This window comes from Saccharopolyspora cebuensis, from assembly GCF_039542665.1.
Lineage (GTDB): Bacteria > Actinomycetota > Actinomycetes > Mycobacteriales > Pseudonocardiaceae > Saccharopolyspora > Saccharopolyspora cebuensis.
In genome coordinates, this window is sequence record NZ_BAABII010000007.1 from 51,856 (window position 1) to 75,941 (window position 24,086).

The following is a 24,086-nucleotide window of genomic DNA, read 5'->3' on the forward strand; positions in this document are numbered from 1 at the left end:
TGGCCCCTCACCCAAGCCCGCGGCGGGTCGGGTGGCCGGTCCGGTCACCGCTCGCGGCGCTGGTGCGGGGCCCGTGGCAGGCTGCGGGGGTGCGGGTTGAGCTGGGGAGCTGGGCGGCGCCCGGGGCGGTGAACGAGGACTGCGCGCTGGCCGGGCCGGACTGGGTGGTGGTGCTCGACGGCGCGACCGAGCAGCCCGGCGTCGAGACCGGTTGCGCGCACGACGTGCCGTGGCTGGTGCGGCAGCTCGCGGCGGCGCTGGCCGCGGGGCTGACCCGGTCGGACGCGCCGCTCGACGACCTGCTCGCCGAGGCCATCGAGGCCGCGCGGCGCGCGCACCCGGAATGCGACCTGACCAACTCGTGGAGCCCGTCGAGCACCGCCTCGCTGCTGCGCAGGCGCGGCGGGTCCGTCGAGTACCTGGTGCTGGCGGACAGCCCCGTGGTGCTGGAGATCGCCGGGGAGGTCGCGGTGGTCCTCGACGACCGGGTGGACCGGTTGCCGGAGCGCACGATCGCCGCCGTGGAGCACTGGCGCAACCGCGAGGGCGGGTTCTGGGTGGCGGGCACCGATCCGGAGGCCGCCCGGCACGCGCTGACCGGTGCCGTCCCGGTCGCCGAGCTGGGTCGGGCCGCGGTGCTCAGCGACGGTGCCGCCCGCTGGGTCGACCGGTTCGGGCTCGGGGACTGGACCGCGCTGCTGGACCTGCTCGACGGGGGAGGGCCGGAGCTGCTGCGGCGGCGGGTGCGCGCGGCCGAGGACGCCGATCCGCACCGCCCGGGCAAGCGCCACGACGACCTCACCGCCGCCCTGGTCCGGTTCACCGGGTAGTCACCCGCGCGACCGGCGCTTGCTCTGATCGTGGGGATTTGGGCGCTGAGACCTCCCCCGGGCCCCGCCTTCGCGGTACAGGAGTGGGGCGAATACCGGGAATCGGACGGGAGCCAGCCGGATGAATCGGGATCAGGTGACCGCGATGCGGGTGGCGTCGGCGTTCGGCGCCGCGCTGTGGGCCGTGGTCGGGGTGCGCTACGGGTGGCCGCTGTGGGTGTGGCTGCCGCTGGGCGTGGTGACGCTGATCGGACCGTCGGTGGTGCTGCCGTTCGCGCTGCTGCGGCTGCGCACCAGCAAGGAGGTCCCGATCGTGCCGCCGGAACCGGTGCGCCCGGAGCCGGCGCCCGAACCGGAGCAGCACGCGGTGACCGGGATCCGGCTGCGCTCGGCCGAGCCGGACTACTCCTTCCTGTTCTCGGCCACCGTGCACTGGCGCCCGCTGCCGGACGCGCCGGGGCTGCCGCACGCCCACCCGGCCGGGCTCGCCGCCGACGTGCTGCTGGAGCAGGCGGGCAAGATCGCCGCCACCGCGGTCGCCGGGGACACCGAGCTGGCCCGGCACCGGCTCGCCGCCGCGCTCGGCGTGGTGCGCGCCGACCCGTCGGGGCGGGTGGAGACCTGGGCGGTGGACGTGCGGTTGTCGCTGCCGACCGCCGACGCCGACCGGCTGCACCGGCTCGCCGAGGTCCGCAAGGAGCAGGAGGTGTGGGAGCGCGAGCGCGACTACGAGCGCAAGAAGCGCGCCTACCTGGGCGAGGACGTGCTGAAGAACCCGGGCAGCGCGGTGGTGTGGTGGCTGGCGCGCAACGAGGACCGGATGCCCGAGGTCGTCGGCAGCATCGACGACCTGCGCAAGCTCACCGCCGCCGCGCACGACACCCGGCCGCCGGAGGAACCGGCCGCGCGGTGGAGCTTCATCAACCCCGCCCACCTCGGCGACCTCCGGGACGCCGACGGCGCCCAGCAGCCGACGCTGTTCCGCGCCTTCCAGCACGAGATGTCCGTGGAGCCCGGCACCAACGGCGGCGGTGACATCGAGCAGCAGGTGTTCTCGTTCATCGAGGTCACCTCGCCGGAGGACGCGGAGCGGGCCCGGCTGGGCGGCCAGGTCGCGCGGGTGCTGGAGGACAACGGGCAGCACGAGCTGGCCACCAAGGTCCGCGACCGCTACGGCGCCGAGAGCGCCTGAAGCCGCCGCGCGAGCGCCATCGCGTCGTGCGGGGCGCGCCCGGCGGCGGTGTTGTCGAAGTAGACGAACACCTCGCGCGGGCCGGACGGCGGTGCGGGCTCGGCGGCGGTGCGCTCGGTGCGCGGGCTCTCGCCGCGCCGCCACGCGTCGATCAGCCACGCCCACCTGTCCAGCGCTTCGGCGGTGTAACCGCTGGTGTAGAGCTCCTCGTCGCCGTGCAGCCGGACGTAGACGTGCTCGGCGGTGATGTCCTCCAGGTACGGCCAGTGACCCGCGGTGTCGGCCACCACCAGCGCGATGCCGTGCTCCCGGAACAGCGCGACGGCTTCCGGGGTGGCGAAGCTGGGGTGGCGCACCTCGACGGCGTGCCGCACGGGTCTGCTCCGGCCGCCCCGGGGCAGCGCGTGCTCGGTCACCCGCTCGTCGTGCCGGGCGGCGAGGTCGGCGGCGCGGCCGGTGGTGCGCGGCAGCAGCGCGAAGAACTCCGCCATCCGGTCGGCGTCGAAGCGCAGCGAGGGCGGGAGCTGCCACAGCAGGGGGCCGAGCTTGGGGCCCAGCGCCAGCACCCCGGAGGCCAGGAAGTTCGCCAGCGCCGTCTCCGCCCCGCGCAGCTTCTTCAGGTGCGTGATGTAGCGGCTGCCCTTCACCGCGAACACGAAGTCCGCCGGGGTCGCCGCCGCCCACGCGCGGAAGTGCCGGGGCCGTTGCAGCGAGTAGAAGGACGCGTTGATCTCGGCCGAGTTCATCCGGCCGGACAGGTGCGCCAGCTCGCCGCCGCGTCGCAGGTCGGGCGGGTAGAAGTCGCCGTGCCACGGCGCGTAGACCCACCCCGAGGTGCCGATCCGCAAGTGCTCCACGAACCTGCACGTACCCGTTCTCCCGCCGTCGCTACCTGTCGGGTCAGCTTCGCCGGACCGTCGTCCGGTGTTCGGGCTCCGGCAACCTCGATCGGGGTGCCCTCTCACCTGCGGTGTTCAGGCTGGCGCCGACACCCAAGGGAGGACCAGGCATGTTCGACGTTCCACGGCGAGTCCGACTGCTCGCCGGTGCCGTGCTGCCGCTGGCGCTGCTGACCGGGTGCGGCCCCAGTGCCGCGACCCAGGGCGGCGCGGGCGATTCGGGCGAACTGGTGTTCGCCTCCATCCCGTCCGAGGAGTCCACGAGCCTGGAGCAGGACTTCGAGCCGCTGATCCGGATGCTGGAGGACCGGACCGGCAAGCAGATCCGGATGGAGAAGGCGACCGACTACGCGGCGGTCATCGAGGGCCAGCGCAGCGGCAAGATCGACATCGCGATGTACGGACCGCTGTCCTACGTGGTGGCGCGCAACAACGGGGTGTCGATCACCCCGGTCGGCGCCCAGACCGAGGGCAAGGGCAAGCCGCCGGGCTACCAGTCCTTCGGGGTGGTGCCCAAGGACTCGCCGATCCGGAGCCTCGCGGACCTCAAGGGCAAGACGGTGTGCTTCGTCGACCCGAACTCCACCTCCGGCTACCTCTACCCGAAGGCCGGGCTGGCCGAAGCGGGGGTGAACGCGGACCGCGACGTGCAGGCCGTGATGGCCGGTGGGCACGACGCCTCCGCGCTCGGGGTGGCCAGCGGCCAGTGCGACGCCGGGTTCGCCACCGACACCATGATCAACGAGCTGCTGCCCGCCCAAGGCGCCATCAAGCCCGGTGACCTGCGCGTGGTGTGGAAGTCGGAGATGATCCCGGGCTCGCCCGCGGCGATCTCCGACGACCTCGACCCGGCGGTGAAGCAGGCCCTCACCGACGGTTTCCGGGACGCCAACGCCGACTACCTGCGGCAGCACGGCTACTGCGAGGGCGAGTGCCAGATCAGCGGCTACTGGGGCTTCACGCCCGTCGACGACGCGACCTTCAACAGCGTCCGAGACGTCTGCGCGGTCACCAGGGACAAGCAGTGCACCGGCGGCTGAAGGTGGTGCCGGACTCACCTGGCGTGGCGGTGCGGCTGTCGAACCGGTGACAAGCTGCTGCGTTGTTCACCTCCGGGGCCCGGGGCGTTGGTCCGGCTGAAGTTGTCCGGACAAGGCCCCGGGCCACGCTGTCGTACGTGGTCAGAAGCCGGTACCTGGAGATGGCCGACGAGCTCGCGACCGAGCTCGCGGCCCTGCCCGCGGGCACCCGCATCGCCAGCGAGCACGAGATCGCCGAGCGCTTCGGCGTCGGCCGGGCGGCGGCCCGCGCCGCAGTGCAGGAGCTGGAGAGCCGGCTGCTGGTGCGGCGGGTGCGCGGCGCGGGCACCTTCGTCAACCGCCGCATCGATTACGCGATCTCGCAACGTCGCGCGCCCTCCTGGCACCAGACGGTGCGCGAGGCGGGCGCCGAGCCGAGGTCGCTGGTCCGCGACGTGCGGCGGGCCCCGCTGCCCGAGGACGCGGCCGAACGGCTGGAACGCCCGCCCGGCAGCCCCGCGACGCTGCTGGTCCGCCAGTACTACATCGACGAGCTGCTCAGCGGGTGGTCCAACGAGTGGATCCCGGCCGACGTGCTCGCCGACGTGGACCTCGCGGTGCACGCCGTGGAGTCGGTCGACTCGATCCTGCGCCAGATGAGCGGGGTCCGGCCGGTGCGGGCCTGGTGCCGGGTCAGCTACGCGTTGCCCGACGCGGCGGTCGCCGCGGGCCTGGGCACCGAGTCCTGCCGACCGGTGTGGCTCGTCGAGAGCCTCAGCCGGGACGCCGACTCCGGTGTCCCGCTGCTGTCCAGCCACTCCTGGTCGCGTCCCGATTCCGCCCGGATCGTCGTCGAGATGGACGGGCCCTACTTCTCCCCGGAGGTCACGTGAACAGGGAAGAGCGCACCGCGTTGCTCGCGGTCGCCGAACCCGACGAGGTCATCGACCTCGCCGACCGGTGCCTCGCCGGCGCCGCACCTCCCTCGGTGCTGCGCGCCCCCGAGGTCGGCTGCGTGTCGGTGCAGGTCAGGGAGCCGGTGGTGCGGGAGCGGTTCCTGCTCGGCGACGTGCTCGCCTGCCGCGCCGAGGTCGAGCTGCGCGGTGCGCGCGGGTGGGCGATGCGGCTGGGCGACGACCGGCCCGCGACGCTGGCCGCCGCGCTCCTCGACGCCGCCGCCGAGGCCGATGCCGCGCTGGCCGCCGAGGTCGAGGAGCTGTGCCTGCGGGTGGCCGACCGGCACCGCGCCGCCGAGGAGGCGGAGTGGGCCGAACTGGCCCCCACGATCGTCGAATTCGAGGAGCTGTGATGACCGCGAGCCCGGTCGTGGCGCTGGCGCCACGGCAGAACCAGCTCGTCTTCCGCGCCGTGCTGGACGCGCTGTCCCGGCCCGGCGAGGTGACCCGGCTGCCCGAGACGCCCTTCCCGGCGGTGCTGCTGCCGGTGCTGGCGCTGTCCGACCTGGAGACCCCGGTGCACGTGGCGCGGTCGGAGTGGGCCGACCCGGTGCGCGCGGTCACCGGAGCACCGCTGGTCGAGCGGGAGCGCGCCGCGCTGGCGGCGCTGGACGGGCCGGACCTGTCCGGGCTGCCGGTCGGGTCCGCCGCCGCGCCAGAGCGCGGGGCGCTGGTCGCCCTGGCCGCGGACGGGTTCGACGACGGCCCGGCGCTGCGGCTCAGCGGCCCCGGGGTCGACGGGGCGCGGGAGGTCCGGATCGCCGGGCTGCCCGCGGACTTCGCCGAGCGGCGGCGCGCGGCGGCCGACTTCCCGGCCGGCCGCGACCTGCTGCTGGTGACCCGGTCGGGCGCGGTGCTCGGACTGCCGCGCTCGACCCGGATCGAAGGAGGTGCCTGATGGGGTATTCCGGTGTCCGAGGCGGGATGGACGCCATCCTCGCCGCCGAACGGCTGGTCCGCCGCCGCCGCGACGACGCGCCGGTGGAGTGGGCCGGGACCGAGCAGATCGCGCGGCGCTTCCGGCTCGCCGTCGACCGCATCATGGGCGAGGCCGGGCTCTACGACGAAGGCATCGCCGCCGACGCGTTCCGGCAGGCCGAGGGCGACGTGCTGGAGGCCGCGCACCTGGTCCGCGCGCACCGCTCCACGCTGCCCAAGCTGGCCGTGACCGAACCCGTCGACCCGGACCGGATGGTGGTGCTGCGCCGGATCGTCCCGGCCCACCGCACCCCCGGCGGTCCGCAGCTGCTGGGCCGCACCACCGACTACACCGGTCGATTGCTGGAGCGCCCGCGGGAGCGCCCGGCGCCGGTGCCCGCCGAGGCCGGGCAGCCGCAGCCGCGCACCGACGAGCAGCGCCACCCGCGCCGCTTCTACCGGCTGCTGGCCGAGCTCGACCTGGTCGTGCAGCACCCCGATCCCGAGGACGACCCGGAGCCGTTCGACATCACCCGCCGGGCGCCCCGGACCCCGGCGCCGCGCTCGGCGATCCTGGCCAGCATGGCGCGCGCCGAGACCGGCGCCCTGGTCGGGCTCTGGTACCGGTCGATCCTCGGGCCCGACGGCGACGTCCACGAGATCACCCTCGGCGACACCCGGCACGGCCGGGTCGGGCTGTCCATCACCCACCCGCACACCGGGCGGCCGGTGGAGATCGGGCGGATCCGGGTGACCGAGGCCGAGGGCATCGAGGACCTCGACGGCGCCGACGAGGACCGCACCAAGTTCGACGTCGGCTACGGCCTGTGCTTCGGGCACAACGAGCGCAAGGCCATCGCGATGGCCAACCTGGACATCGCCTGGCGCCGCACCGAATCCGGCAGCGCGCTGGAGCAGCTCCTGCTGCTGACCACCGACGGCCTCGATTCCGGTGGCTTCCTCGAACACCTCAAGCTGCCGCACTACGTGACGTTCCGGTCGATGGTGGACCGCAAGACCGCGACCCGGCAGGCCGCCGACGCGGCCGAGCGGGCGCCGGAACCGTTCGGAGAGGAATGCCGATGACCACGACATCCGACGCGCTCGCGGTCCGGGAGCTCGCCGGGGAGACCGCGCTGGACGGCGGCCTGCTCGACGAGGGCGCCAAGCGCGAGATCCGGCGCGCCGCGCTGACCGCCGTCTGCGTGCCCGGCTACCAGGTGCCGTTCGGTTCCCGGGAGATGCCGGTGGCCCGCGGCTGGGGTTCCGGCGGCCTCCAGGTCACCCTCTCGGTGATCGGCGAGCAGGACGTGGTGAAGGTGATCGACCAGGGCGACGACGGCGGCGTCAACGCGGTGAACCTGCGGCGGATGATCGCCAGCACCACCGGCTGCGGTGCCGACACCGACACCCGCAACGCCACCGTCATCCAGACCCGCCACCGCATCCCGGAGGAACCGCTCGGGCCCGGGCAGGTGCTGGTCTACCAGGTGCCGGTGCCCGAACCGCTGCGCGGCGTGCAGAAGTCGGTCGCCGAGTGCGACCGGATGCACGCCGAGGACGACTACTCGGCGATGTGGGTCAGCCTCTACGAGGACCTGGTCCGCAACGGCGTCATCACCAAGTCCACCGGCTACCCGGTGCTGGTCGACGGGCGCTACGTGGTGGCGACCAGCCCGGTGCCGCGCTGGGACGTGCCGAAGCTGGACCGGTGCGCGCACCTCAACCTCTACGGCGCGGGCCGGGAGAAGCGCCTCTACGCGATCCCGCCGCACACCGACGTGGTGCCGCTGACCTTCGACGACGTGCCGTTCGAGGTGGAGCGGGTGCCCGGCGCCCGGTGCTCCTACTGCGGCAGCGAGCACAGCTTCCTGGTCGAGGGCGGCGACGGTGGTTACGTGTGCAGCGACTCCGACTGGTGCACCCGGGTGACCGCCGGGGACGCCGACGTCGAGGCGCACGCGGCCCGCGCCCCGCGCCCCGGCCCGGTGGCGGTGCGGGAGCGGCCGGTCACCGCGCCGCCGCCGCGCGACCCGGACGGTCCGGAGTGGACGCTGCGGGTCGACGGCATCGGCAAGGTGCACGGGCCCGGCGGCGCGGCGGCGGTGCCCGGCACCGGACCGGAGCACGGCACCGCGGTCAGCCCCGGCACCGGCGCGGTGGTCGCCGCCTGGGACGTGTCCTTCGACGTCGCGCCCGGGGAGGCCCTCGGCCTGATCGGCGAGTCCGGTTCCGGCAAGTCCACGGTGCTGCGCTGCGTCATCGGCGACGACGCCCCGACCGGCGGCGCGGTCCGGCTGGCGGCGGTCGACGGCGGGGGCACCGACGTGCTCGGCCTGGACCGGGCGCGGCGGCGCAAGCTGCGGGTGGACACCATGTCGGTCGTCTACCAGGACCCCTCGGCCGGGCTGGACCTGCGGGTCACCGCGGGCGGCAACGTCGCCGAGCGGCTCACCGCCGCGGGCTGGCGCGGGTTCCGGGCGATCCGGGAGCGCGCCGCCGAACTGCTCGACCGGGTCGAGGTCCCGCTGTCCAGGATGGACGATCCGGTCGCCACCTTCTCCGGCGGGATGCGCCAGCGGGTGCAGATCGCCAAGGCGCTGGCCACCGAACCGCCGGTGCTGCTGCTCGACGAGCCCACCACCGGCCTCGACGCCTCCGTCGCCGCCGGGGTGCTGGACCTGCTGCGCGGGCTGCTCGCCGAACGCGACATCGCCGCGGTGGTGGTCAGCCACGACTTCGCGGTGATCGAGGCGCTGACCGACCGCAGCCTCGTCATGCAGCTCGGCCGGGTCGTCGAGCAGGGGCTGACCGACCAGCTCTTCGCCGACCCGCACCACCCCTACACCCAGCGGCTCGTGGCCGCGGCCCGGAGGTGAACCCGGTGATCCCCGACGACCCGGTGCTGACCGTGCGCGGTCTGCGCAAGTCCTTCACGCTGCACACCATCGACGGCCGGACCTCGGTCTCGCTGCACGGCGTGGACCTCGACGTGGCGGCGGGCGAGCACGTCGCCGTCGCCGGCCCCAGCGGGGCGGGCAAGTCCAGCCTGCTGCGCTGCGTCCAGCGCAGCTACCTGCCGGACGCGGGCAGCGTGGTGCTGCACGCCGACGGCGGCCCGGTCGAGCTGACCGCGCTGCCCGACCGGGCGCTGGCCCGGCTGCGCGGGCGGGCGCTCGGCTACGTCTCGCAGTTCCTCGCCGCCCCGCCGCGCACCGGTCCGCTGGAGGTGGTGGCCACCGCGGCCCGCCGCCGCGGGCTGGACCGCGCCGAGGCCCGCGAGGCCGCCGGCGACGCGCTGCACCGCCTCGGGCTCGACGAGGCGCTGTGGGACGTGGACTGCGGCGTGCTCTCCGGCGGGGAGCGGCAGCGGGTGAACCTCGCCGCGGGCACCGTCCGGCCGCCGCGCCTGCTGCTGCTCGACGAACCGGTCTCGGCGCTGGACCCGGCGAACCGGGAACGCGCCCTGGAGCTGATCGGCTCGCTGAGCGGTCAGGGCGTCGCGGTGCTGGCGGTGTTCCACGACCTCGACGCCATGCGGCGGCTGGCGACGCGGGTCGTCGAGATGGCCGGGGGACGGATCGCGCGGGTCGGATCGCCCGCCGAGGTGCTGGGGGCGGCGGCATGAGCAGCGCGACGGAACAGGTCACCGGCTGGTCGCTGGCCGCCACGCCGCGGGACTACGTGCTCGGGCACGTCCGGGCGGTGCTGCCCGACCGGCTGCTGGACGACGCGCGGATCGTGGTGCGCGGCGGGCGGATCGCCGAGGTCGGCCCGCACCCGGCGGCCACCGGGTGCGATGTGGACGGTGGCGGCCTGCTCTGCCTGCCCGGGCTGGTCGACGTGCACAGCGACGCGCTGGAGCGGGAACGCGCCCCGCGCCCGTCGGCGGAGCTGCCGTGGGACTTCGCGCTGCTGTCGCTGGAGGGCAAGCTGCGGGCGGCAGCGGTCACCACCACCTTCCACGGCGCGTCGTTCCAGAACGGCAACGCCCGCGGCGTCGGTGACCGGTCGGTGCGCAACGCCCACGACCTGTGCGCGGCGGTGGGGCAGCGGGACGGCTCCGTCGTGGACCACCGGGTGCTGTACCGGCTCGACGTCCGGTCCGACGCCGGGGCGGAAGCGCTGGCCGCCGAGCTCGACGGGGCCGATGGCGTCGCGCTGGTCTCGCACGAGGACCACACGCCGGGCATCGGCCAGTACGCCGACCCGGAGAAGATGGCGGAGTACCTGATCGGCGCCGACGGCATGTCGCCGGAGCAGGCCCGGCAGCACGTCACCGACCTCACCGCCGAGCGGGCGAGCCGCCTCGACGTGCGGGAGGCCAGCCTCGGCTGGCTCGGCGGGCTGGCCCGCGCCGGGCGGATCCGGTTGCTCGGGCACGACCCGGAGTCGGCCGAGGAGGTCGCGGCGCTGTGCACCCGGGGCGGTGCGGTCGCGGAGTTCCCGACCACGGTCGCCGCCGCCGAGGCCGCCCGGGAGCACGGGCTGCCGGTGGTGGCCGGGGCGCCGAACGCGCTGCGCGGCAGCTCGCACTCCGGCAACGTCTCGGCCCGCGAGCTGGTCGCCCGCGGCCTGGTCACCGCGCTGGCCTCGGACTACCTGCCCTCCGGGCTGCTGGCCGCCGCGTTCGCGCTGGCCGGGGAGGTCGGGTTGCCCGCGGCGCTGGGCCTGGTCACCACCGGACCCGCCGAGGTCGCCGGGCTCGCCGACCGGGGCCGCCTGGCCGAGGGGCTGCGCGCCGACCTCGCCCTGGTCGAGCGGGGTCCGGACTGGCCGGTGGTGCGCGCCGTGCTGAACGGGGGGAACCGATGAGCCTGATCGGCTGGCCCACCCCCGACCCGGTGGTGCCGAGCGAGGCGCACCCGGTGCTGGCCGGGGCGGCGAAGGCCGCCTCGGCGGCGTTCCGGCGGGCGCGCGCGGAGTTCACCCGCGCCCGGCTCGCCGAGACCGGGCGGACCGGCGCCGACGGCACCGCCTCGATGCGGCTGGACCTGCTGGTCGAGGCCGCCATCGCGGAGGTCGCCGAGGAACACCGGGTGAACCTGCTCAGCGAGGAGATCGGCTTCGTCGACCGGGGTTCGGCCACGACGCTGGTGGCCGATCCGGTGGACGGCACCGCCAACGCCGCCGCCGGGGTGCCGCTGTCGGCCTTCGCCGGGACGCTGGCCGTCGACGGCGCCCCGGTCGAAGCCCTGACCTGCTGGCTGGACACCGGACGCTGCTGGCACGCGGTGGCGGGCCGGCCGACCGGCTACCGCACCACCGGGCGCCGCGAGCTCGACGGCGCGGCGGTGAGCCTGCTGCGCCCGCACGAGCGCAACGCCGAGCCGTGGTGGCGGATCAGCCGCCGGGCGGGCCGGATCCGCATCCTGTCCACGAGCTGCCTGGAGGCGGCGCTGGTCGCGGAGGGCTCCACCGACGCGTTCCTCGACGCCGGATCCGACACCCACCGGATCGTGGACCTCGCCGCCGCGCTGGTCATGCTGCCCGCCTCGGGCGGGGTGGTGCTGGACCTGCACGGCCGGGCGCTGGAGATCGACCCGGACCTGCACCGGCGGTGGTCCGGCGTCGTCGCGGCCACCCCGGAGCTGGGCGAGGAGCTGCTCACCGCCGCGCTGGGTTGATCCGGCGCCGGGCTGATCCGGTGCCGGGCTGATTCGGTGCTGGGCTGACCCGCCGCTGGCACCATCGGTCGGGAGCGGCGGAGGGAGCGGAACGTGGTGCGGAGGTGGCCCGGCTGGGCGGCGGCGGTGTGGGCGTTCGGGTTCGCCGGGCTGAACGTGTTCTGGGCCCTCGGCGGCCGGACCGGGCTGCACCCGGTGGAGGACGCGATGGGCATCGGCCCGGTGAACCTCGCCGCCGCCGCGATCAAGGTGCTGCTCGGTGCGATCGCGCTGGTCGTGGCCGTCCGCCGGGACCTCCGCCGCTCCCGCCCGGCCGCGCGCGGCATCGCCCTCGGCGTCGGGGTCGTGCTCACCCTGTACGGGCTCTACGAGACGGTCGGCAACGCCTTGGTGGTGGCGGGCGCGCTCCCGGGCGTCGAGGCCGGGCCGAACCACGTCCACTACGTCTGGCTGTGGGGCCCGATCTGGCTCCTCGGCGGCCTCCTCCACCTCGCAGTGGCCCGCACCCTCCGCCCCCGCTGACTAGGGCCCCCGGGTGAGTGAGGGTCCCGGGGTGACTGAGGGTCCCGGGGTGACTGAGGGTCCCGGGTGAGTGAGGGGCCCGGGTGAGTGAGGGGCCCGGGTGCGTGAGGGCCCCGGTTGGTGAGGGGCAGCCTCACACGGACGGGTGGCAGGTGAGGGGCACCCTGTACCACGTCACTTGGTACAGGGTGCCCCTCACTCAGCTCGCTCTCACCCGTTCGTGACGTGAGTGAGGGGCACCCTTGACCGAGTAACTGGGACAAGGGTGCCCCTCACCTGGGTGTCGATCAGCCGGGCGGGCTAGGGCGCCGGATCGGGTTGGGCGCCGGACGGGTCAGGTGGCTCGGGTGGTGGCCGCCTCCAGGGCTCGGCGGGTGAGGACCTTCGCCAGGTGGCGTCGGTACTCGGCGCTGGCGCCCGGCTCGTCCGGCGGGGAGGTGCCGTCGGCGGCGCGCTCGGCGGCCTCGGCGGCGGACGCGCCACCGGCCAGGGCCTCCTCGACGCCGCGCGCCCGCACCGGCGTCGACGCCATGTTGATCAGCGCCACCCGGTCGCCCGCGACCGCCACGCCGACCATCGCCCAGTCGATCGCCCGCCGGGTGAACTTCTGGAAGTCCCAGCCCTGGCCCCGGGTCTTGGCCACCGCGATCTCGATCAGCAGCTCGTCCTCGCCGAGCGCGGTCTCGAAGAAGTCGGTGAAGAACTCCGTCGCCGCCACCTCGCGGGTGCCCGACGGTCCTTGCAGGACGAACACCGCGTCCAGGGCCAGCAGCACGGCGGGCAGGTCCGAGGCCGGGTCGCCGTGCGCGACCGAACCGCCGACGGTGCCCCGGTGCCGGATCTGCGGGTCGCCGATGGTGCCCGCGGCGTGCGCGAGCAGCGGGATCTCGGCGGTCAGCAGCTCGGAGGTCGCCACGTCGTGGTGCCGGGTCAGCGCCCCGATCCGGACCCGCTCGCCGTCGTCGGTGATGTGCGACAGCGCGGTGATGCCGCCGACGTCGACGAGCACCTCGGGCACGGCCAGCCGCAGCTTCATCAGCGGCAGCAGGGAATGCCCGCCCGCCAGCAGCTTGGCGTCGTCGCCGTGCTCGGCGAGCAGGCCCAGCGCCTCCTCGACGGTCGCGGCCTTGCGGTAGGTGAACGCGGCGGGGATCATTCGACGGCTCCGGACTTCTCCTCGGCCGCGGCGCGCACGGCTTCGACGATGTTGTGGTACCCGGTGCAGCGGCAGAGGTTGCCCTCCAGGCCGGACCGGATCTCGGCCTCGGTCGGCGTGGGGTTCTCCGCCACCAGCGACACCGAGGCCAGCACCATGCCCGGCGTGCAGAACCCGCACTGCAGGCCGTGGTGCTGCTGGAAGGAGCGCTGCATCGGGTGCAGCTCCTCGCCGTCGGCCAGGCCCTCGATGGTGGTGACCGAGCGGCCGTCGGCCTGCGCGGCCAGCACCGTGCAGGACTTCACCGACTCGCCGTCGAGCAGCACCGTGCAGGCGCCGCACGAGGTGGTGTCGCAGCCGACGTTGGTGCCGGTGAGGCCGCAGTTCTCCCGGACGTAGTGCACGAGCAGGGTGCGGTCCTCGACCTCGTGGCTCTGCTGCTCGCCGTTGACGTTGATCTTGACGTGCACTGCAACGCTCCTCAAGCCTGGTTGATCGCGGCCCACACCCGCTGGGGCGTGGTGGGCATGTCGACGTGCCGGATTCCGAGGTGGGACAGCGCGTCCACGACCGCGTTCTGCACCGCGGGCGTCGACCCGATCGTGCCCGCCTCGCCGATCCCCTTGGCGCCCAAGGGGTTGAGGTCGGTGGGTGTTTCCATGGTGAGCAGCTCGAAGGACGGCAGCTCCGCCGCGGTGATGATCGCGTAGTCGGCGAGGTTGGCGTTGAGCGGGTTGCCGTCGGCGTCGTAGCCCGCTTCCTCCAGCAGCGCCTGCGCGGCGCCCTGCGCGATGCCGCCGTGCCGCTGCCCCTCGGTGAGCACCGGGTTGAGGATGCGCCCGGCGTCGTCGACGGTGATGTGCCGCAGGTAGTCGACCTTGCCGGTCTCGACGTCGACCTCCACCACCGCGAGGTGGGTGCCGAACGGGAACGACGGGCTGTCCTCGGTGAAGTGGACGTCGGCGGCCAGCCCCTCGGCGCCGGCGCGCTCGGCCAGCTCCGCCCAGGACACCGACACGCCCGGGGTGCCGCGCACCGCCCAGCGGCCGTCGCTGATCTCCAGGTCGGCCTCGTCGATCTCGATCATCTCGGCGGCCAGCTTGCGGCCCTTCTCCCACACGTCCTGCGCGGCGCGGTGCACCGCCGACCCGCCGAGCTGCAACGAGCGCGACCCCATCGTGCCGACGCCGTTCGGGATGCGGTCGGTGTCGCCGTGCACCACCTCGATGCGGTCCAGGTCGATGCCGAGCCGCTCGGACACCAGCATCGCGTAGGAGGTCCAGTGCCCCTGGCCGTGCGGGGAGCTGCCGGTGAGCACCAGCGCGCTGCCGTCCGGCCGGATCTCGACGTGCCCGGTCTCGCCCTCGGTGTTGTTCGGCGCGGTGATCTCGACGTAGCAGGCCAGCCCGAGCCCGAGCTGCTTGACCGCGCCGGATTCCCGGCGGGCGGCCTGCTCGGCGCGCAGCGCGCGGTAGTCGGCGGAGTCCAGCACCGCGTCCAGCGCCGCGATGTACTCGCCGGTGTCGTAGACCAGCCCGCCCGGCGTGCGGTACGGGAACTGCTCCGGCTTGATCAGGTTCGCGCGGCGGACCTCGGCCGGGTCGGCGCCGATCTCGGCGGCGAACAGGTCCACGGCGCGCTCGATCGCCGCGGTGGCCTCCGGTCGTCCCGCGCCCCGGTAGGCGCCGATCGGCGTGGTGTTGGTGACCACGGCCTTCGCGCTGCACTCCACCGCCGGGATGTCGTAGACGCCGCTGGCCATCATCTTGGTGAAGAAGGGCAGGAACGCGCCCATCCTCGGGTAGGCGCCGACGTCCTGGACGATCTCCAGCCGGTACGCCTGGATGGTGCCGTCCCGCCCGCCGCCGATGGTGACGACCTGCCGCTGGGCGCGGCCGTGGGTCATGCCGATCAGGTTCTCGCCGCGGTTCTCCGACCAGCGCGTCGGACGCCCGACCCGCTTGGCCAGCCACGCCAGCAGCGCCGCCTCGGACTCCACGCCGATCTTGGCGCCGAACCCGCCACCGACGTCGGGCGTGATCACCCGGACCTGCTCCTGGGACAGGCCCATGTTCGCCATCAGGGCGTCCCGGCAGGCCTGCGCGTTCTGGTTGGACAGCCAGAAGGTCGCCTTGTCGCCGTCCCAGGCGCAGGCGGCGGCGCGGCCTTCCAGCGGCACCGGGGCGACCCGCTGGTTCTCGATCTCGCGGCGGACCACGACCTCGCAGCCCTCGAACAGCGCGTCGCCCGCTTCCTCGGTGGCGCCGACCAGGTTGGTGCCCGCGTCGGCGAAGACCAGGTTCTCGTCGCGCAGCGCCTCGCCCACGTCGACCACCGCGTCCAGCGGGTCGTAGTCCACCTCGACCAGTTCGGCCGCGTCCTCGCCCTGGGCGGGGGTCTCGGTCAGCACCGCGGCGACCGCCTCGCCGACGTAGCGGACCACGTCGGTGGCCAGGTGCGGACGGCCCATCGCGGCCGGGGGCATCCCGCTGATCCCGGCGTCCGGGGCGAACGGCGGCAGGTCCACGTCGGCACCGGTGACGACGGCGACCACGCCCGGTGCCGCGGCGGCCTGCTCGGTGTCGATGGAGGTGATCCGGGCGTGGGCCATCGGGCTGCGGACGAAGGTGACGTGCAGGGCGCCGTCCAGCGCCGGTTCCCGCAGGTCGTCACCGTAGATGCCGCCGACGGTGAGAAGGCGCGGGTCTTCGCGTCGTTCGACCCGTGTGCCGAGAATGCTCAATGCTTCCTCGCAGTCAACGCAGTATCGGTGGGCGGTTGATCGGCTTCCCTCGATCTAGTTCTTACGCGGGAAGCGCGGCCGAGTAAAGGTGGCCGGGTCCTTGCGGCCACCGGCGGATCCGTCCGGTCCGTCAGGCGTAGGAGTCCGGGCTCACCGCCTCCTCCCGGCCGCCGCGCAACCGGTCGACCCACTGGGTCGCCGTCCGCCGCACCAGCGCGGCGTCCGAGGCCAGCGTGGTCATCCGGAACCCCGCCTCCCGCCAGCGCCGCGCGCCCTCGACGCCGTCGCAGTGGATGCCCGGGAGCACGCCGTGCTCGCGGCAGCTCTCCAGGATCGCGCCGACGAGCCCGGCGTGCGCGCCGTCGACCACGTCCAGGGTCGGGGTCATCCCGTGCCCCAGCGCCAGGTCCGACGGTCCGACGTAGCAGGCGTCGATCCCGGGGGTGGCCAGGATGGCGTCGCGGTTGGCCACGCCGTCCGGGGTCTCGATCATGGCGGCCAGCACGGTGCGCTCGTCGCCGCGGGCGGGGCTGTAGTCCGGCACGTCGAGGGCGGCGCGGATCGGACCCCAGCTCCGGGTGCCCAGCGGCGGGTACTTCGCCGCGCGCACGGCCCGCCGGGCGTCCTCGGCGTCGTTGACCATCGGCACGATGATGCCCTGGGCGCCCGCGTCGAGGGCCTTCATGATGTGGTCCGGCTGGTTCCACGGCACCCGGACCAGCGCGGGCGTGCCGGTGGCGGCGAGAGCCTGGAGCATCGGCACGAGCTGGTCGTAGCCGATCAGCCCGTGCTGGGTGTCCACGCAGACCCAGTCGAAGCCGGACCGGCCCATCAGCTCGGCGCTGAACGCGCTCGGCAGCGAGCACCAGCCCCCGATGGTCGGCTCGCCGGATGTCAGGACTTCTCGCAGCGACACCATTTTCCTCCTCGGTGCGGCCGACCGGCCGGTGCGCGGTGGACGTCCCGGACGCTGCCCTCGCGTCGGAGGCGGGCGCCGTCGGGGAAGGCGGTCGCGCGGCTTCCCGGAGCGGAGACTAGGGCAGCGGACTCGCCCGGTGCAACGCTCCTCGGCCCGGCAGCGGGGCGATCCGCGGCACGGCGCGGAGAACGGGACGCGGCGGGACCACAGTGGACCGTCCGTGGCGCGGGCGCGAGCGCGTCGCCGCGGCCGGACGCCGCTCCTCGGGTGGGTCCGGTGCCGCCCGGCGGCGACCGCCGAACGGGCGAATCGCGCTCACGATCGTTCCAGTGACCCTTGTCACATCGCGGCGCGGGCGGCACAGTCGAGGGGGCGGGCGGAACCGGCCCGCGTCCCCGGGTGAGAGGTGGTGCCCATGCCTTCGACGCAGGACCTGGCCGAGCTGCGCCGGACCCTGAACCAGCTCCGCAGCGGCGTCGGCGCGCTGCGGACCCGCTACGGCGACGTCCCCGGCGTGCGGCGGCTCAGCAACGACCTGGACCGGTTCGACATCGACCTCGCCGACCTGTCCGCCGCGATGCCGGTGCCCCGGCGCAGCGTCGAGGCCGAGGACGTCGTGCTCGTGCCCGACACCCCGTACGACCCGGAGCTGTGGCGCGACGCCGACGACGAGGGCATCGGCGGCCGGAGGCAATAGCGCGTTCCGGGGAACTCGGCAACTCGTTCGGCGCAACGGCGCGGCGGGTTTGACCCGGTTGGTGGGCTACCTGCGGGCCGTGCCGCCGTTCCACAATGGGCAGCGCAGGTGAACAGGACACCGCACGACATCGAGGTCTTGAATGTCCGCACCTCCCGCCGGCCGAGCGCGCGTCGTCGCGCGCACCTTGCGCACCGATCGCTGGTGGCTGCCGCCGCTGGCCACCTTCCTCGCGCTGACCGCGTTCGTCGTCTACGGCGTGGTCCGCGTCTTCCTCAACCAGTGGTACTGGGTGCCCGAGTACCACTACCTCGCCCCGTTCTTCTCGCCGTGCCTGAGCGCGGCCTGCGTGCCGGGGTCGAGCCACTGGGGCCAGCCGTTCCCGGACCTCGGTCCGTGGATCCCGCCGCCGACGTTCGTGCTGCCGTTCGTGCTGGGCTTCCGGCTGACCTGCTACTACTACCGGAAGGCCTACTACCGGTCGTTCTGGGCGTCGCCGCCGGCCTGCGCGGTGCCCGAGCCGCGCCGCCGCTACACCGGCGAGACGCGCTTCCCGCTGCTGCTGCAGAACTCCCACCGCTACTTCTTCTACGCCGCGCTGCCGGTCGCCGCGGTGCTCACCTACGACGCGGTGATCGCGTTCCGCGGCGCCGACGGCGGGTTCGGCATCGGGCTGGGCACGGTGCTGCTGGTCGTCAACGCCGCGCTGCTGTGGGCCTACACGCTGTCCTGCCACTCGTGCCGCCACCTCGTCGGCGGCCGGATCAACCACTTCTCCCGGCACCCGGTGCGGTACTGGCTGTGGACGAAGGCGACCTGGCTCAACGGCAGGCACGCCCAGCTGGCCTGGGCGTCGCTGCTCTCGGTGGCCCTGGTGGACCTCTACGTGCTGCTGGTGGCCAGCGGGGCCTTCCCGGACCCGAGGCTGATCAATTGAGCGGCGCGGCCACCCGCAAGACCGCGAGCGAGGAGTGAGCGTGGACATCGAGCGGCACGACTACGACGTCGTGGTGATCGGAGCCGGCGGCGCGGGGCTGCGCGCCGCCATCGAGACCCGGTCGCGCGGGCTGCGCACCGCCGTGGTGTGCAAATCCCTGTTCGGCAAGGCGCACACGGTGATGGCCGAGGGCGGCATCGCGGCCTCGATGGGCAACGTGAACTCGCGGGACGACTGGCAGGTCCACTTCCGGGACACCATGCGCGGCGGGAAGTTCCTGAACAACTGGCGGATGGCCGAGCTGCACGCCAAGGAGGCGCCGCTGCGGGTGTGGGAGCTGGAGACCTACGGCGCGCTGTTCGACCGGACCCCCGACGGGCGGATCAGCCAGCGCAACTTCGGCGGCCACGAGTACCCGAGGCTCGCGCACGTCGGCGACCGCACCGGGCTGGAGCTCATCCGCACCCTCCAGCAGCAGGTGGTCGCCCTCCAGCAGGACGACCAGGCGCGCACCGGTGATCCCGAGTCGGGGCTGCGGGTGTTCCAGGAGTGCACCGTCACCGAGCTGATGACCAGCGACGGGGCCATCTCCGGGGCGTTCGGCTACTGGCGGGAGAGCGGGCGGTTCGTGCTGTTCCGTGCCCCGGTAGTGGTGCTGGCCACCGGCGGCATCGGCAAGTCGTTCAAGGTCACCTCGAACTCCTGGGAGTACACCGGCGACGGGCACGCGCTGGCGCTGCGGGCCGGGGCGTCGCTGATCAACATGGAGTTCGTCCAGTTCCACCCGACCGGGATGGTCTGGCCGCCGAGCGTGAAGGGCATCCTGGTCACCGAGTCGGTGCGCGGCGACGGCGGGGTGCTGCGCAACGCCGAGGGCAGCCGGTTCATGTTCGACTACATCCCCGAGGTGTTCAAGGACAACTACGCCGACGACGAGGCCGAGGCCGACCGCTGGTACGCCGACCCGGACGCCAACCGCAGACCGCCGGAGCTGCTGCCCCGCGACGAGGTCGCCCGCGCGATCAACAACGAGGTCAAGGAAGGCCGCGGCGGGGAGCACGGCGGGGTGTTCCTCGACGTGTCGAGCCGGCTCTCCGCGGAGGAGATCACCCGGCGGCTGCCCTCGATGCACCACCAGTTCCGCGAGCTGGCCGACGTCGACATCACCGCCGAACCGATGGAGGTCGGGCCGACCTGCCACTACGTGATGGGCGGGGTGGAGGTCGACCCGGACACCGCCGCGGCCTCGGTGCCCGGGCTGTTCGCCGCCGGGGAGGTCGCGGGCGGGATGCACGGGTCCAACCGGCTCGGCGGCAACTCCCTGTCGGACCTGCTGGTCTTCGGCCGCCGGGCCGGGCTCGGCGCGGCCGAGTACGTCGGCGGGCTGGCCGCCCGGCCGGAGGTCGACGACGCCGAGGTGACCGCCGCCGCGCGCCGCGCCGAGGCACCGTTCGGCACCGAGGGCGGCGCCAACCCCTACGGCCTGCACGCCGAGCTCCAGCAGGTGATGAACGACCTGGTCGGCATCATCCGCAAGGCCGACGAGATGGACGACGCGCTGGACCGGCTCGGCGACCTCGGACGGCGCGCCGAACGGCTGTCGGTGGAGGGCAACCGGCAGTTCAACCCGGGCTGGCACCTCGCCCTGGACCTGCGCAACATGCTGCTGGTCAGCGAGTGCGTGGCCCGCGCGGCGCTGCTGCGCACCGAGAGCCGGGGCGGGCACACCCGCGACGACCACCCGTCGATGGAACCGCGCTGGCGCCGCTCCCTGCTGGTGTGCCGGGACACCGGGAGCGGTGTCGAGGTCACCGAGCGGGAGCAGCAGCCGATCCGCGCCGACCTGCTGGCGCTGTTCGAGCTGGAGGAACTCCGCAAGTACCTCACCGAGGACGAGCTGCCCGCGAGCTGAAACCGCAGGAGGACCGATGGGATACCAGGCGCGCTTCCGGGTGTGGCGCGGTTCGGCCGAGGGCGGCGAGCTGCGCGACTTCACCGCGGAGGTCAACGAGGGCGAGGTGGTGCTCGACATCCTGCACCGCCTCCAGGCCACCCAGTGCCCCGACCTGGCGGTGCGGTGGAACTGCAAGGCGGGCAAGTGCGGGTCGTGCTCCGCCGAGGTCAACGGGCGGCCGAAGCTGCTGTGCATGACGCGGATGTCCACCTTCGCCGAGGACGAGACCATCACCGTCACCCCGATGCGCACCTTCCCGGTGCTCAAGGACCTGGTCTGCGACGTCTCCTACAACTACGTCAAGGCCCGCGAGGTGCCCGCCTTCCAGCCGCCCGCCGACCTCGGCCCGGGCGAGTACCGGATGCAGCAGGTCGACGTGGCGCGCTCGCAGGAGTTCCGCAAGTGCATCGAGTGCTTCCTGTGCCAGGACACCTGCCACGTCATCCGGGACCACGAGCCGAACAAGGAGTCCTTCTCGGGCCCCCGCTTCCTGATGCGCGTCGCCGAACTGGAGATGCACCCGCTCGACACCGCCGAGGACCGCGCCGAGCAGGCGCGCGGCGACCACGGGCTCGGCCAGTGCAACATCACCCGGTGCTGCACCGAGGTCTGCCCCGAGCACATCCAGATCACCGACAACGCCCTGATCCCGCTCAAGGAGCGGGTGGCGGACCGCCGCTACGACCCCCTCCGCTGGCTGTTCCGCCGGTGAGGGTCCCGTTGCTCCCTTTGCGTGGCGGTGCGGGTGGCGGAACCTCAGCGGCCTTCTCGCTCCGGGCGCCCTTCTTGATGTATTCCGATACACGGCATCAGGGCGTCCTCGCGAGAAGACCGCTGAGAACCCGCGGCGGTGCCGGTTGCGAGGGTGGGGCAAGGCGGAAGCGGCCTTCGCCGCTTGCCTGACGGTGGTACGGACGAGCGCGTACGCGGGCGGAAGCGGCTCTCGCCGTTTGCCTGGCGGTGGTTGGGTTGGTGTTCAGTGCTCGGGGCGGGCGCCGCGGATGACGAACGCGGTGACTCCGGTGCACAGCAGGGCGAGGGCCAGCGCCGCGCCCCGGGCGTCGCTCGCGTCGTGGACCGCGAAGGCCCACCACGAGTGCGGTTCCGGCCCGGCGGTCCCCAGCAGCAGGGCGGCGAGGACGTAGGGGAACGGCACCATCCAGCTCCGGGTGGCCCCGGCCGCCACGGCGGTCAGCAGCGCCATTCCGCCGAGCCCGAGGACGTTGCGGACCCCGGCCGCCCAGAGCGGCCCGCCGTGCAGGAGCAATGGCGTGCACGCCAGGACGGCGGGCAGGAACGCGGCGGTCGCCCAGCCCGCGCGCACCGGCCAGCGGGGGCGCGGGCTGGTGTCCCACAACCGCGTCGGCGACTTCACGTGCAGGCCGATCCCGCACGCCAGCAGCAGCGGGCTGAACAGCCCCAGCGGGACGTCGACCTCACCGGTGTTCGGCACGGGTACCGGGAGCTCGATCGCGCCGAGCACCGCGTTCAGCGCGGCGACCACCGCGCACCCCGCCGCGAACAGCGGCCAGTGCACGGCGCGCAGCATCAGGACCGCGGTGCTCACGGCAGCTCCGGGGTCGGGGTGGTGCAGTCGTCCCCGGCCCGCACCGCCCGCGCGATCCAGTCCCGCTGGGCGTTCTCGGGGGCGGCCAGCAGCCGCTCGACCTCGGCGGTGCGCCCGGGAGCGCCCAGCGCGCGCGGCGGCAGGTGCGGGCGCACCTGGTGCCTGATCCACGCCGCCACCAGGTCCTGCCCGGCCCGCGCCGGGTAGGGGCCGTAGCTCACCACACCGGGCTGCGCGGAGGGGATCCGGGCGCAGTCCGGAGGCTGCCGGACCGTCGACAGCGCCAGCGATTCGAGCAGGTCCGCGTCGGTCTGGTGCGGCCGGATGACGCCGATGGGCACGGCCTCGGGAGCCGACCACCTCGTCCCGTCCGCGGCGAACAGCACCGGCGCCGGGCCGAGGGCGTCGAACGTCGCGCGGTACTCCCGGGCCACCGAGAGCCAGCGCGGGAGCTGGTCGGCGTGCTCGGGCCACAGGCAGACGGTCACCTCGGACCCCGTGCGGCACACCGCTTCGGAGGGTTGGCGCGCGGTCAGCAGCCGGGCGTCGCCGCGGTGCAGGAAGCCGAGCCCGGCCAAGGCGACCACCACCGCGAGCGCGCCGACCCGCGCTGCCAGCCGCGGCCGGCGCCAGCACAGGACCGCGGCAGCGCCGATCGCGACGGCCACCAGCCACAACCCCTGTCCGGCGAGCGTCGTGACCAGCGGCTCCTGCGCGGCGGCGCAGCACTCGATGTCGACGCCGACCAGTCGGCGCAGGTAGGCGTTGTCGCTGATCGAGCCGTAGGCGAGCAGCAACCACAGCCCGATGCCCACCACCGGAGCGGCCAGGTAGCGGGGCAGCACGTACCCGGCGGCGACCCCGGAGGCCGTCGCCGCGACGAACATCAGCTCGGCGACCAGCAGGTAGTCCCACAGCGGTTGCCCACCGCCGCGCATCGAGGTCGCCACGGCGAGCAGCGCCGCAGCGGAGGCGAGCAACCCGACCAGCAGCGCGGGCAGCCCGCTGAGCAGCAGGTGCGCGAGGCCGGAGCGCGGATAGGTGCGTTCCAGGACGTCCGCGTCGATGCGGCGCATCCGGGAGGTGTCCCAGGCCGCGATCGCCGCGACCAGGGCGACCGGCCACAACAGGGCGGTGTTGACCTGGCCGGAACCCATCGCCCAGTCGACCGACCAGAGCCCTTCCTGCTGCTTCCCGGCGAACCAGCCGAAGCCGACGACCAGCGGCGCGGCCGGGAGCGCGGCGCTGCGCCGCGCGACGATCCCCGCGATGCTCACCACGGCTCACCGTCCCCGACCAGCCGCTCGTAGGCCCGGTCCAGGTCGGCCGCGGTGGGCGCCGGGGTCGTCGTCAACTCCGCAGGCGCGCCGCGGAACACGACCCGGCCGCGGTCGAGGATCGCGATGTGGTGCGCGAGCGCCGCGACGTCCTCGGTGAGGTGCGTGCTGACCAGCACCGTGCGGGTGCGGCCGAGCTCGGTGATCACCTCGCGCAGTCCCGCGCGCTGCCGGGGGTCGAGCCCGACCGTCGGTTCGTCCAGCAGCAGCACGTCGGGCGCGTTCACCAGCGCTTGGGCGATCCCCAGCCGCCGCTGCATCCCGCCGGACAGCGCGCGGACCGTGCTCGACCCGCGCTGCTCCAGCGCCACCGACCGCAACGCACCGCGGACGAGCTCCCGGCGGTCCCGCGCGGCGACCTCGCGCCACCACGCCGTCAGTTCGAGGAACTCCGCGCAGGTCAGGTGACCGGGCACCGAGAACCGCTGGGGGAGGAAGCCGATCGCCCGCCGGTAGCGCCGCGCGTCGCGCACCGGGTCGAGCCCGGCGAGCTCGATCGTCCCCCGCTGCACCCGCAACGACGAGGACAGCAGCCCCAGCAGCGTGCTCTTGCCCGCCCCGTTCGGCCCCAGCAGGGCGGTCACGCCGGTGGACAGGTGCAGGCGGACCTGGTCCAACGCTCGGTGCGAGCCGTAGGAATGGCTCAGGTCCTCGATCCGGACGATGCTCACCCGAGGAGCGTGGCGGGCGGGCGCGGGCCGCGGGGGCGGCGCGACCGGATCGTTGTTCTCGGTGATCATCGTCATAGTCGGTGGTGGCGTGGGGGCGGGTACTCGTGGAGGCGGAATCCCCCGAGGGTCGACCGGAGGTGAA

Annotated in this window: 24 protein-coding genes; 16 read left to right on the forward strand and 8 right to left on the reverse strand. The window is 74.2% G+C overall.

The genetic code is table 11. The features are described from left to right. Nucleotides 1-89 precede the first annotated feature (89 nt). A complete protein-coding gene (locus ABD976_RS13280; protein WP_345362715.1) occupies nt 90-830 on the forward strand; it encodes a protein phosphatase 2C domain-containing protein in 741 nt (246 codons plus the stop codon). 121 nt (nt 831-951) lie between these two features. After that, on the forward strand, nt 952-2,022 hold the full coding sequence (locus ABD976_RS13285) for a hypothetical protein (RefSeq protein ID WP_345362718.1): 1,071 nt from the start codon (nt 952-954) through the stop codon (nt 2,020-2,022). Here ABD976_RS13285 and ABD976_RS13290 read toward each other — a convergent pair. Further along, complete coding sequence (locus ABD976_RS13290) at nt 2,001-2,870, reverse strand: DUF72 domain-containing protein (RefSeq protein ID WP_345363013.1); 870 nt, start codon at nt 2,868-2,870, stop codon at nt 2,001-2,003. The genes ABD976_RS13285 and ABD976_RS13290 overlap by 22 nt on opposite strands. Before the next feature lie 161 nt (nt 2,871-3,031). On the opposite strand from ABD976_RS13290, the gene ABD976_RS13295 reads away from it, so the two are divergent. From ABD976_RS13295 to ABD976_RS13340, 10 genes are all read left to right on the forward strand, one after another. Continuing rightward, nucleotides 3,032-3,961 carry a phosphate/phosphite/phosphonate ABC transporter substrate-binding protein gene (locus ABD976_RS13295; RefSeq protein ID WP_345362721.1) on the forward strand — a complete coding sequence of 310 codons (930 nt, stop codon included), beginning with the start codon at nt 3,032-3,034 and terminating at the stop codon, nt 3,959-3,961. 137 nt (nt 3,962-4,098) lie between these two features. Next, complete coding sequence (locus ABD976_RS13300; protein WP_345362724.1) at nt 4,099-4,833, forward strand: GntR family transcriptional regulator; 735 nt, start codon at nt 4,099-4,101, stop codon at nt 4,831-4,833. Next, nucleotides 4,830-5,249: a phosphonate C-P lyase system protein PhnG gene (locus ABD976_RS13305; RefSeq protein ID WP_345362727.1), complete on the forward strand. Its 420-nt coding sequence runs from the start codon at nt 4,830-4,832 to the stop codon at nt 5,247-5,249. Before ABD976_RS13300 ends, ABD976_RS13305 begins: the two co-directional genes overlap by 4 nt. Then, on the forward strand, nt 5,249-5,794 hold the full coding sequence (gene phnH / locus ABD976_RS13310; protein WP_345362730.1) for a phosphonate C-P lyase system protein PhnH: 546 nt from the start codon (nt 5,249-5,251) through the stop codon (nt 5,792-5,794). The genes ABD976_RS13305 and phnH overlap by 1 nt, the downstream gene beginning before the upstream one ends. Continuing rightward, on the forward strand, nt 5,794-6,900 hold the full coding sequence (locus ABD976_RS13315) for a carbon-phosphorus lyase complex subunit PhnI (protein ID WP_345362733.1): 1,107 nt from the start codon (nt 5,794-5,796) through the stop codon (nt 6,898-6,900). Before phnH ends, ABD976_RS13315 begins: the two co-directional genes overlap by 1 nt. Continuing rightward, nucleotides 6,897-8,693 carry an alpha-D-ribose 1-methylphosphonate 5-phosphate C-P-lyase PhnJ gene (locus tag ABD976_RS13320; RefSeq protein WP_345362736.1) on the forward strand — a complete coding sequence of 599 codons (1,797 nt, stop codon included), beginning with the start codon at nt 6,897-6,899 and terminating at the stop codon, nt 8,691-8,693. The genes ABD976_RS13315 and ABD976_RS13320 overlap by 4 nt, the downstream gene beginning before the upstream one ends. Before the next feature lie 5 nt (nt 8,694-8,698). Then, on the forward strand, nt 8,699-9,442 hold the full coding sequence (locus ABD976_RS13325; RefSeq protein ID WP_345362739.1) for a phosphonate C-P lyase system protein PhnL: 744 nt from the start codon (nt 8,699-8,701) through the stop codon (nt 9,440-9,442). Next, on the forward strand, nt 9,439-10,629 hold the full coding sequence (locus ABD976_RS13330; protein ID WP_345362742.1) for an alpha-D-ribose 1-methylphosphonate 5-triphosphate diphosphatase: 1,191 nt from the start codon (nt 9,439-9,441) through the stop codon (nt 10,627-10,629). Before ABD976_RS13325 ends, ABD976_RS13330 begins: the two co-directional genes overlap by 4 nt. After that, complete coding sequence (locus ABD976_RS13335) at nt 10,626-11,441, forward strand: inositol monophosphatase family protein (RefSeq protein ID WP_345362745.1); 816 nt, start codon at nt 10,626-10,628, stop codon at nt 11,439-11,441. The genes ABD976_RS13330 and ABD976_RS13335 overlap by 4 nt, the downstream gene beginning before the upstream one ends. 93 nt (nt 11,442-11,534) lie before the next feature. Next, nucleotides 11,535-11,963, forward strand: a complete 429-nt coding sequence (locus ABD976_RS13340) for a DUF3995 domain-containing protein (RefSeq protein WP_345362748.1) — start codon at nt 11,535-11,537, stop codon at nt 11,961-11,963. A 334-nt stretch (nt 11,964-12,297) separates the two neighbouring features. Here ABD976_RS13340 and ABD976_RS13345 read toward each other — a convergent pair whose 3' ends face one another. The 4 genes from ABD976_RS13345 to ABD976_RS13360 all read right to left on the reverse strand — a co-directional run bounded on the left by ABD976_RS13345 (nt 12,298) and on the right by ABD976_RS13360 (nt 16,781). After that, on the reverse strand, nt 12,298-13,119 hold the full coding sequence (locus tag ABD976_RS13345; RefSeq protein WP_345362751.1) for an FAD binding domain-containing protein: 822 nt from the start codon (nt 13,117-13,119) through the stop codon (nt 12,298-12,300). Beyond that, nucleotides 13,116-13,589, reverse strand: coding sequence for a (2Fe-2S)-binding protein (locus ABD976_RS13350; RefSeq protein WP_345362754.1), 474 nt, complete (start codon nt 13,587-13,589; stop codon nt 13,116-13,118). The genes ABD976_RS13345 and ABD976_RS13350 overlap by 4 nt, the downstream gene beginning before the upstream one ends. 11 nt (nt 13,590-13,600) lie before the next feature. Continuing rightward, nucleotides 13,601-15,862, reverse strand: coding sequence for a xanthine dehydrogenase family protein molybdopterin-binding subunit (locus ABD976_RS13355; protein WP_345362757.1), 2,262 nt, complete (start codon nt 15,860-15,862; stop codon nt 13,601-13,603). Nucleotides 15,863-15,992: 130 nt separating this feature from the next. Then, entirely contained in the window at nt 15,993-16,781 is a 789-nt protein-coding gene (locus ABD976_RS13360; protein ID WP_345362760.1) for an HpcH/HpaI aldolase family protein, read from the reverse strand. A 415-nt stretch (nt 16,782-17,196) separates the two neighbouring features. On the opposite strand from ABD976_RS13360, the gene ABD976_RS13365 reads away from it, so the two are divergent. The 4 genes from ABD976_RS13365 (at nt 17,197) to ABD976_RS13380 (ending at nt 21,081) form a co-directional block, all read left to right on the forward strand. Further along, nucleotides 17,197-17,478, forward strand: coding sequence for a hypothetical protein (locus ABD976_RS13365; protein WP_345362762.1), 282 nt, complete (start codon nt 17,197-17,199; stop codon nt 17,476-17,478). Nucleotides 17,479-17,620: 142 nt separating this feature from the next. After that, nucleotides 17,621-18,415, forward strand: a complete 795-nt coding sequence (locus ABD976_RS13370) for a hypothetical protein (protein ID WP_345362765.1) — start codon at nt 17,621-17,623, stop codon at nt 18,413-18,415. A 34-nt stretch (nt 18,416-18,449) separates the two neighbouring features. Continuing rightward, nucleotides 18,450-20,327 carry a fumarate reductase/succinate dehydrogenase flavoprotein subunit gene (locus ABD976_RS13375; RefSeq protein ID WP_369775556.1) on the forward strand — a complete coding sequence of 626 codons (1,878 nt, stop codon included), beginning with the start codon at nt 18,450-18,452 and terminating at the stop codon, nt 20,325-20,327. Nucleotides 20,328-20,343: 16 nt separating this feature from the next. Continuing rightward, entirely contained in the window at nt 20,344-21,081 is a 738-nt protein-coding gene (locus tag ABD976_RS13380) for a succinate dehydrogenase/fumarate reductase iron-sulfur subunit (RefSeq protein ID WP_345362771.1), read from the forward strand. Between the two features lie 264 nt (nt 21,082-21,345). Here ABD976_RS13380 and ABD976_RS13385 read toward each other — a convergent pair whose 3' ends face one another. From ABD976_RS13385 to ABD976_RS13395, 3 genes are read right to left on the reverse strand one after another with little or no spacing between them, the layout of a single operon-like run. After that, a complete protein-coding gene (locus tag ABD976_RS13385; RefSeq protein ID WP_345362774.1) occupies nt 21,346-21,936 on the reverse strand; it encodes a hypothetical protein in 591 nt (196 codons plus the stop codon). After that, the gene (locus ABD976_RS13390) at nt 21,933-23,213 is read right to left on the reverse strand and encodes a DUF7224 domain-containing protein (RefSeq protein WP_345362777.1); all 1,281 of its coding nucleotides are present in this window, start codon (nt 23,211-23,213) and stop codon (nt 21,933-21,935) included. The genes ABD976_RS13385 and ABD976_RS13390 overlap by 4 nt, the downstream gene beginning before the upstream one ends. Then, on the reverse strand, nt 23,210-23,944 hold the full coding sequence (locus ABD976_RS13395) for an ABC transporter ATP-binding protein (protein ID WP_345362780.1): 735 nt from the start codon (nt 23,942-23,944) through the stop codon (nt 23,210-23,212). The genes ABD976_RS13390 and ABD976_RS13395 overlap by 4 nt, the downstream gene beginning before the upstream one ends. Nucleotides 23,945-24,086: the final 142 nt, after the last annotated feature.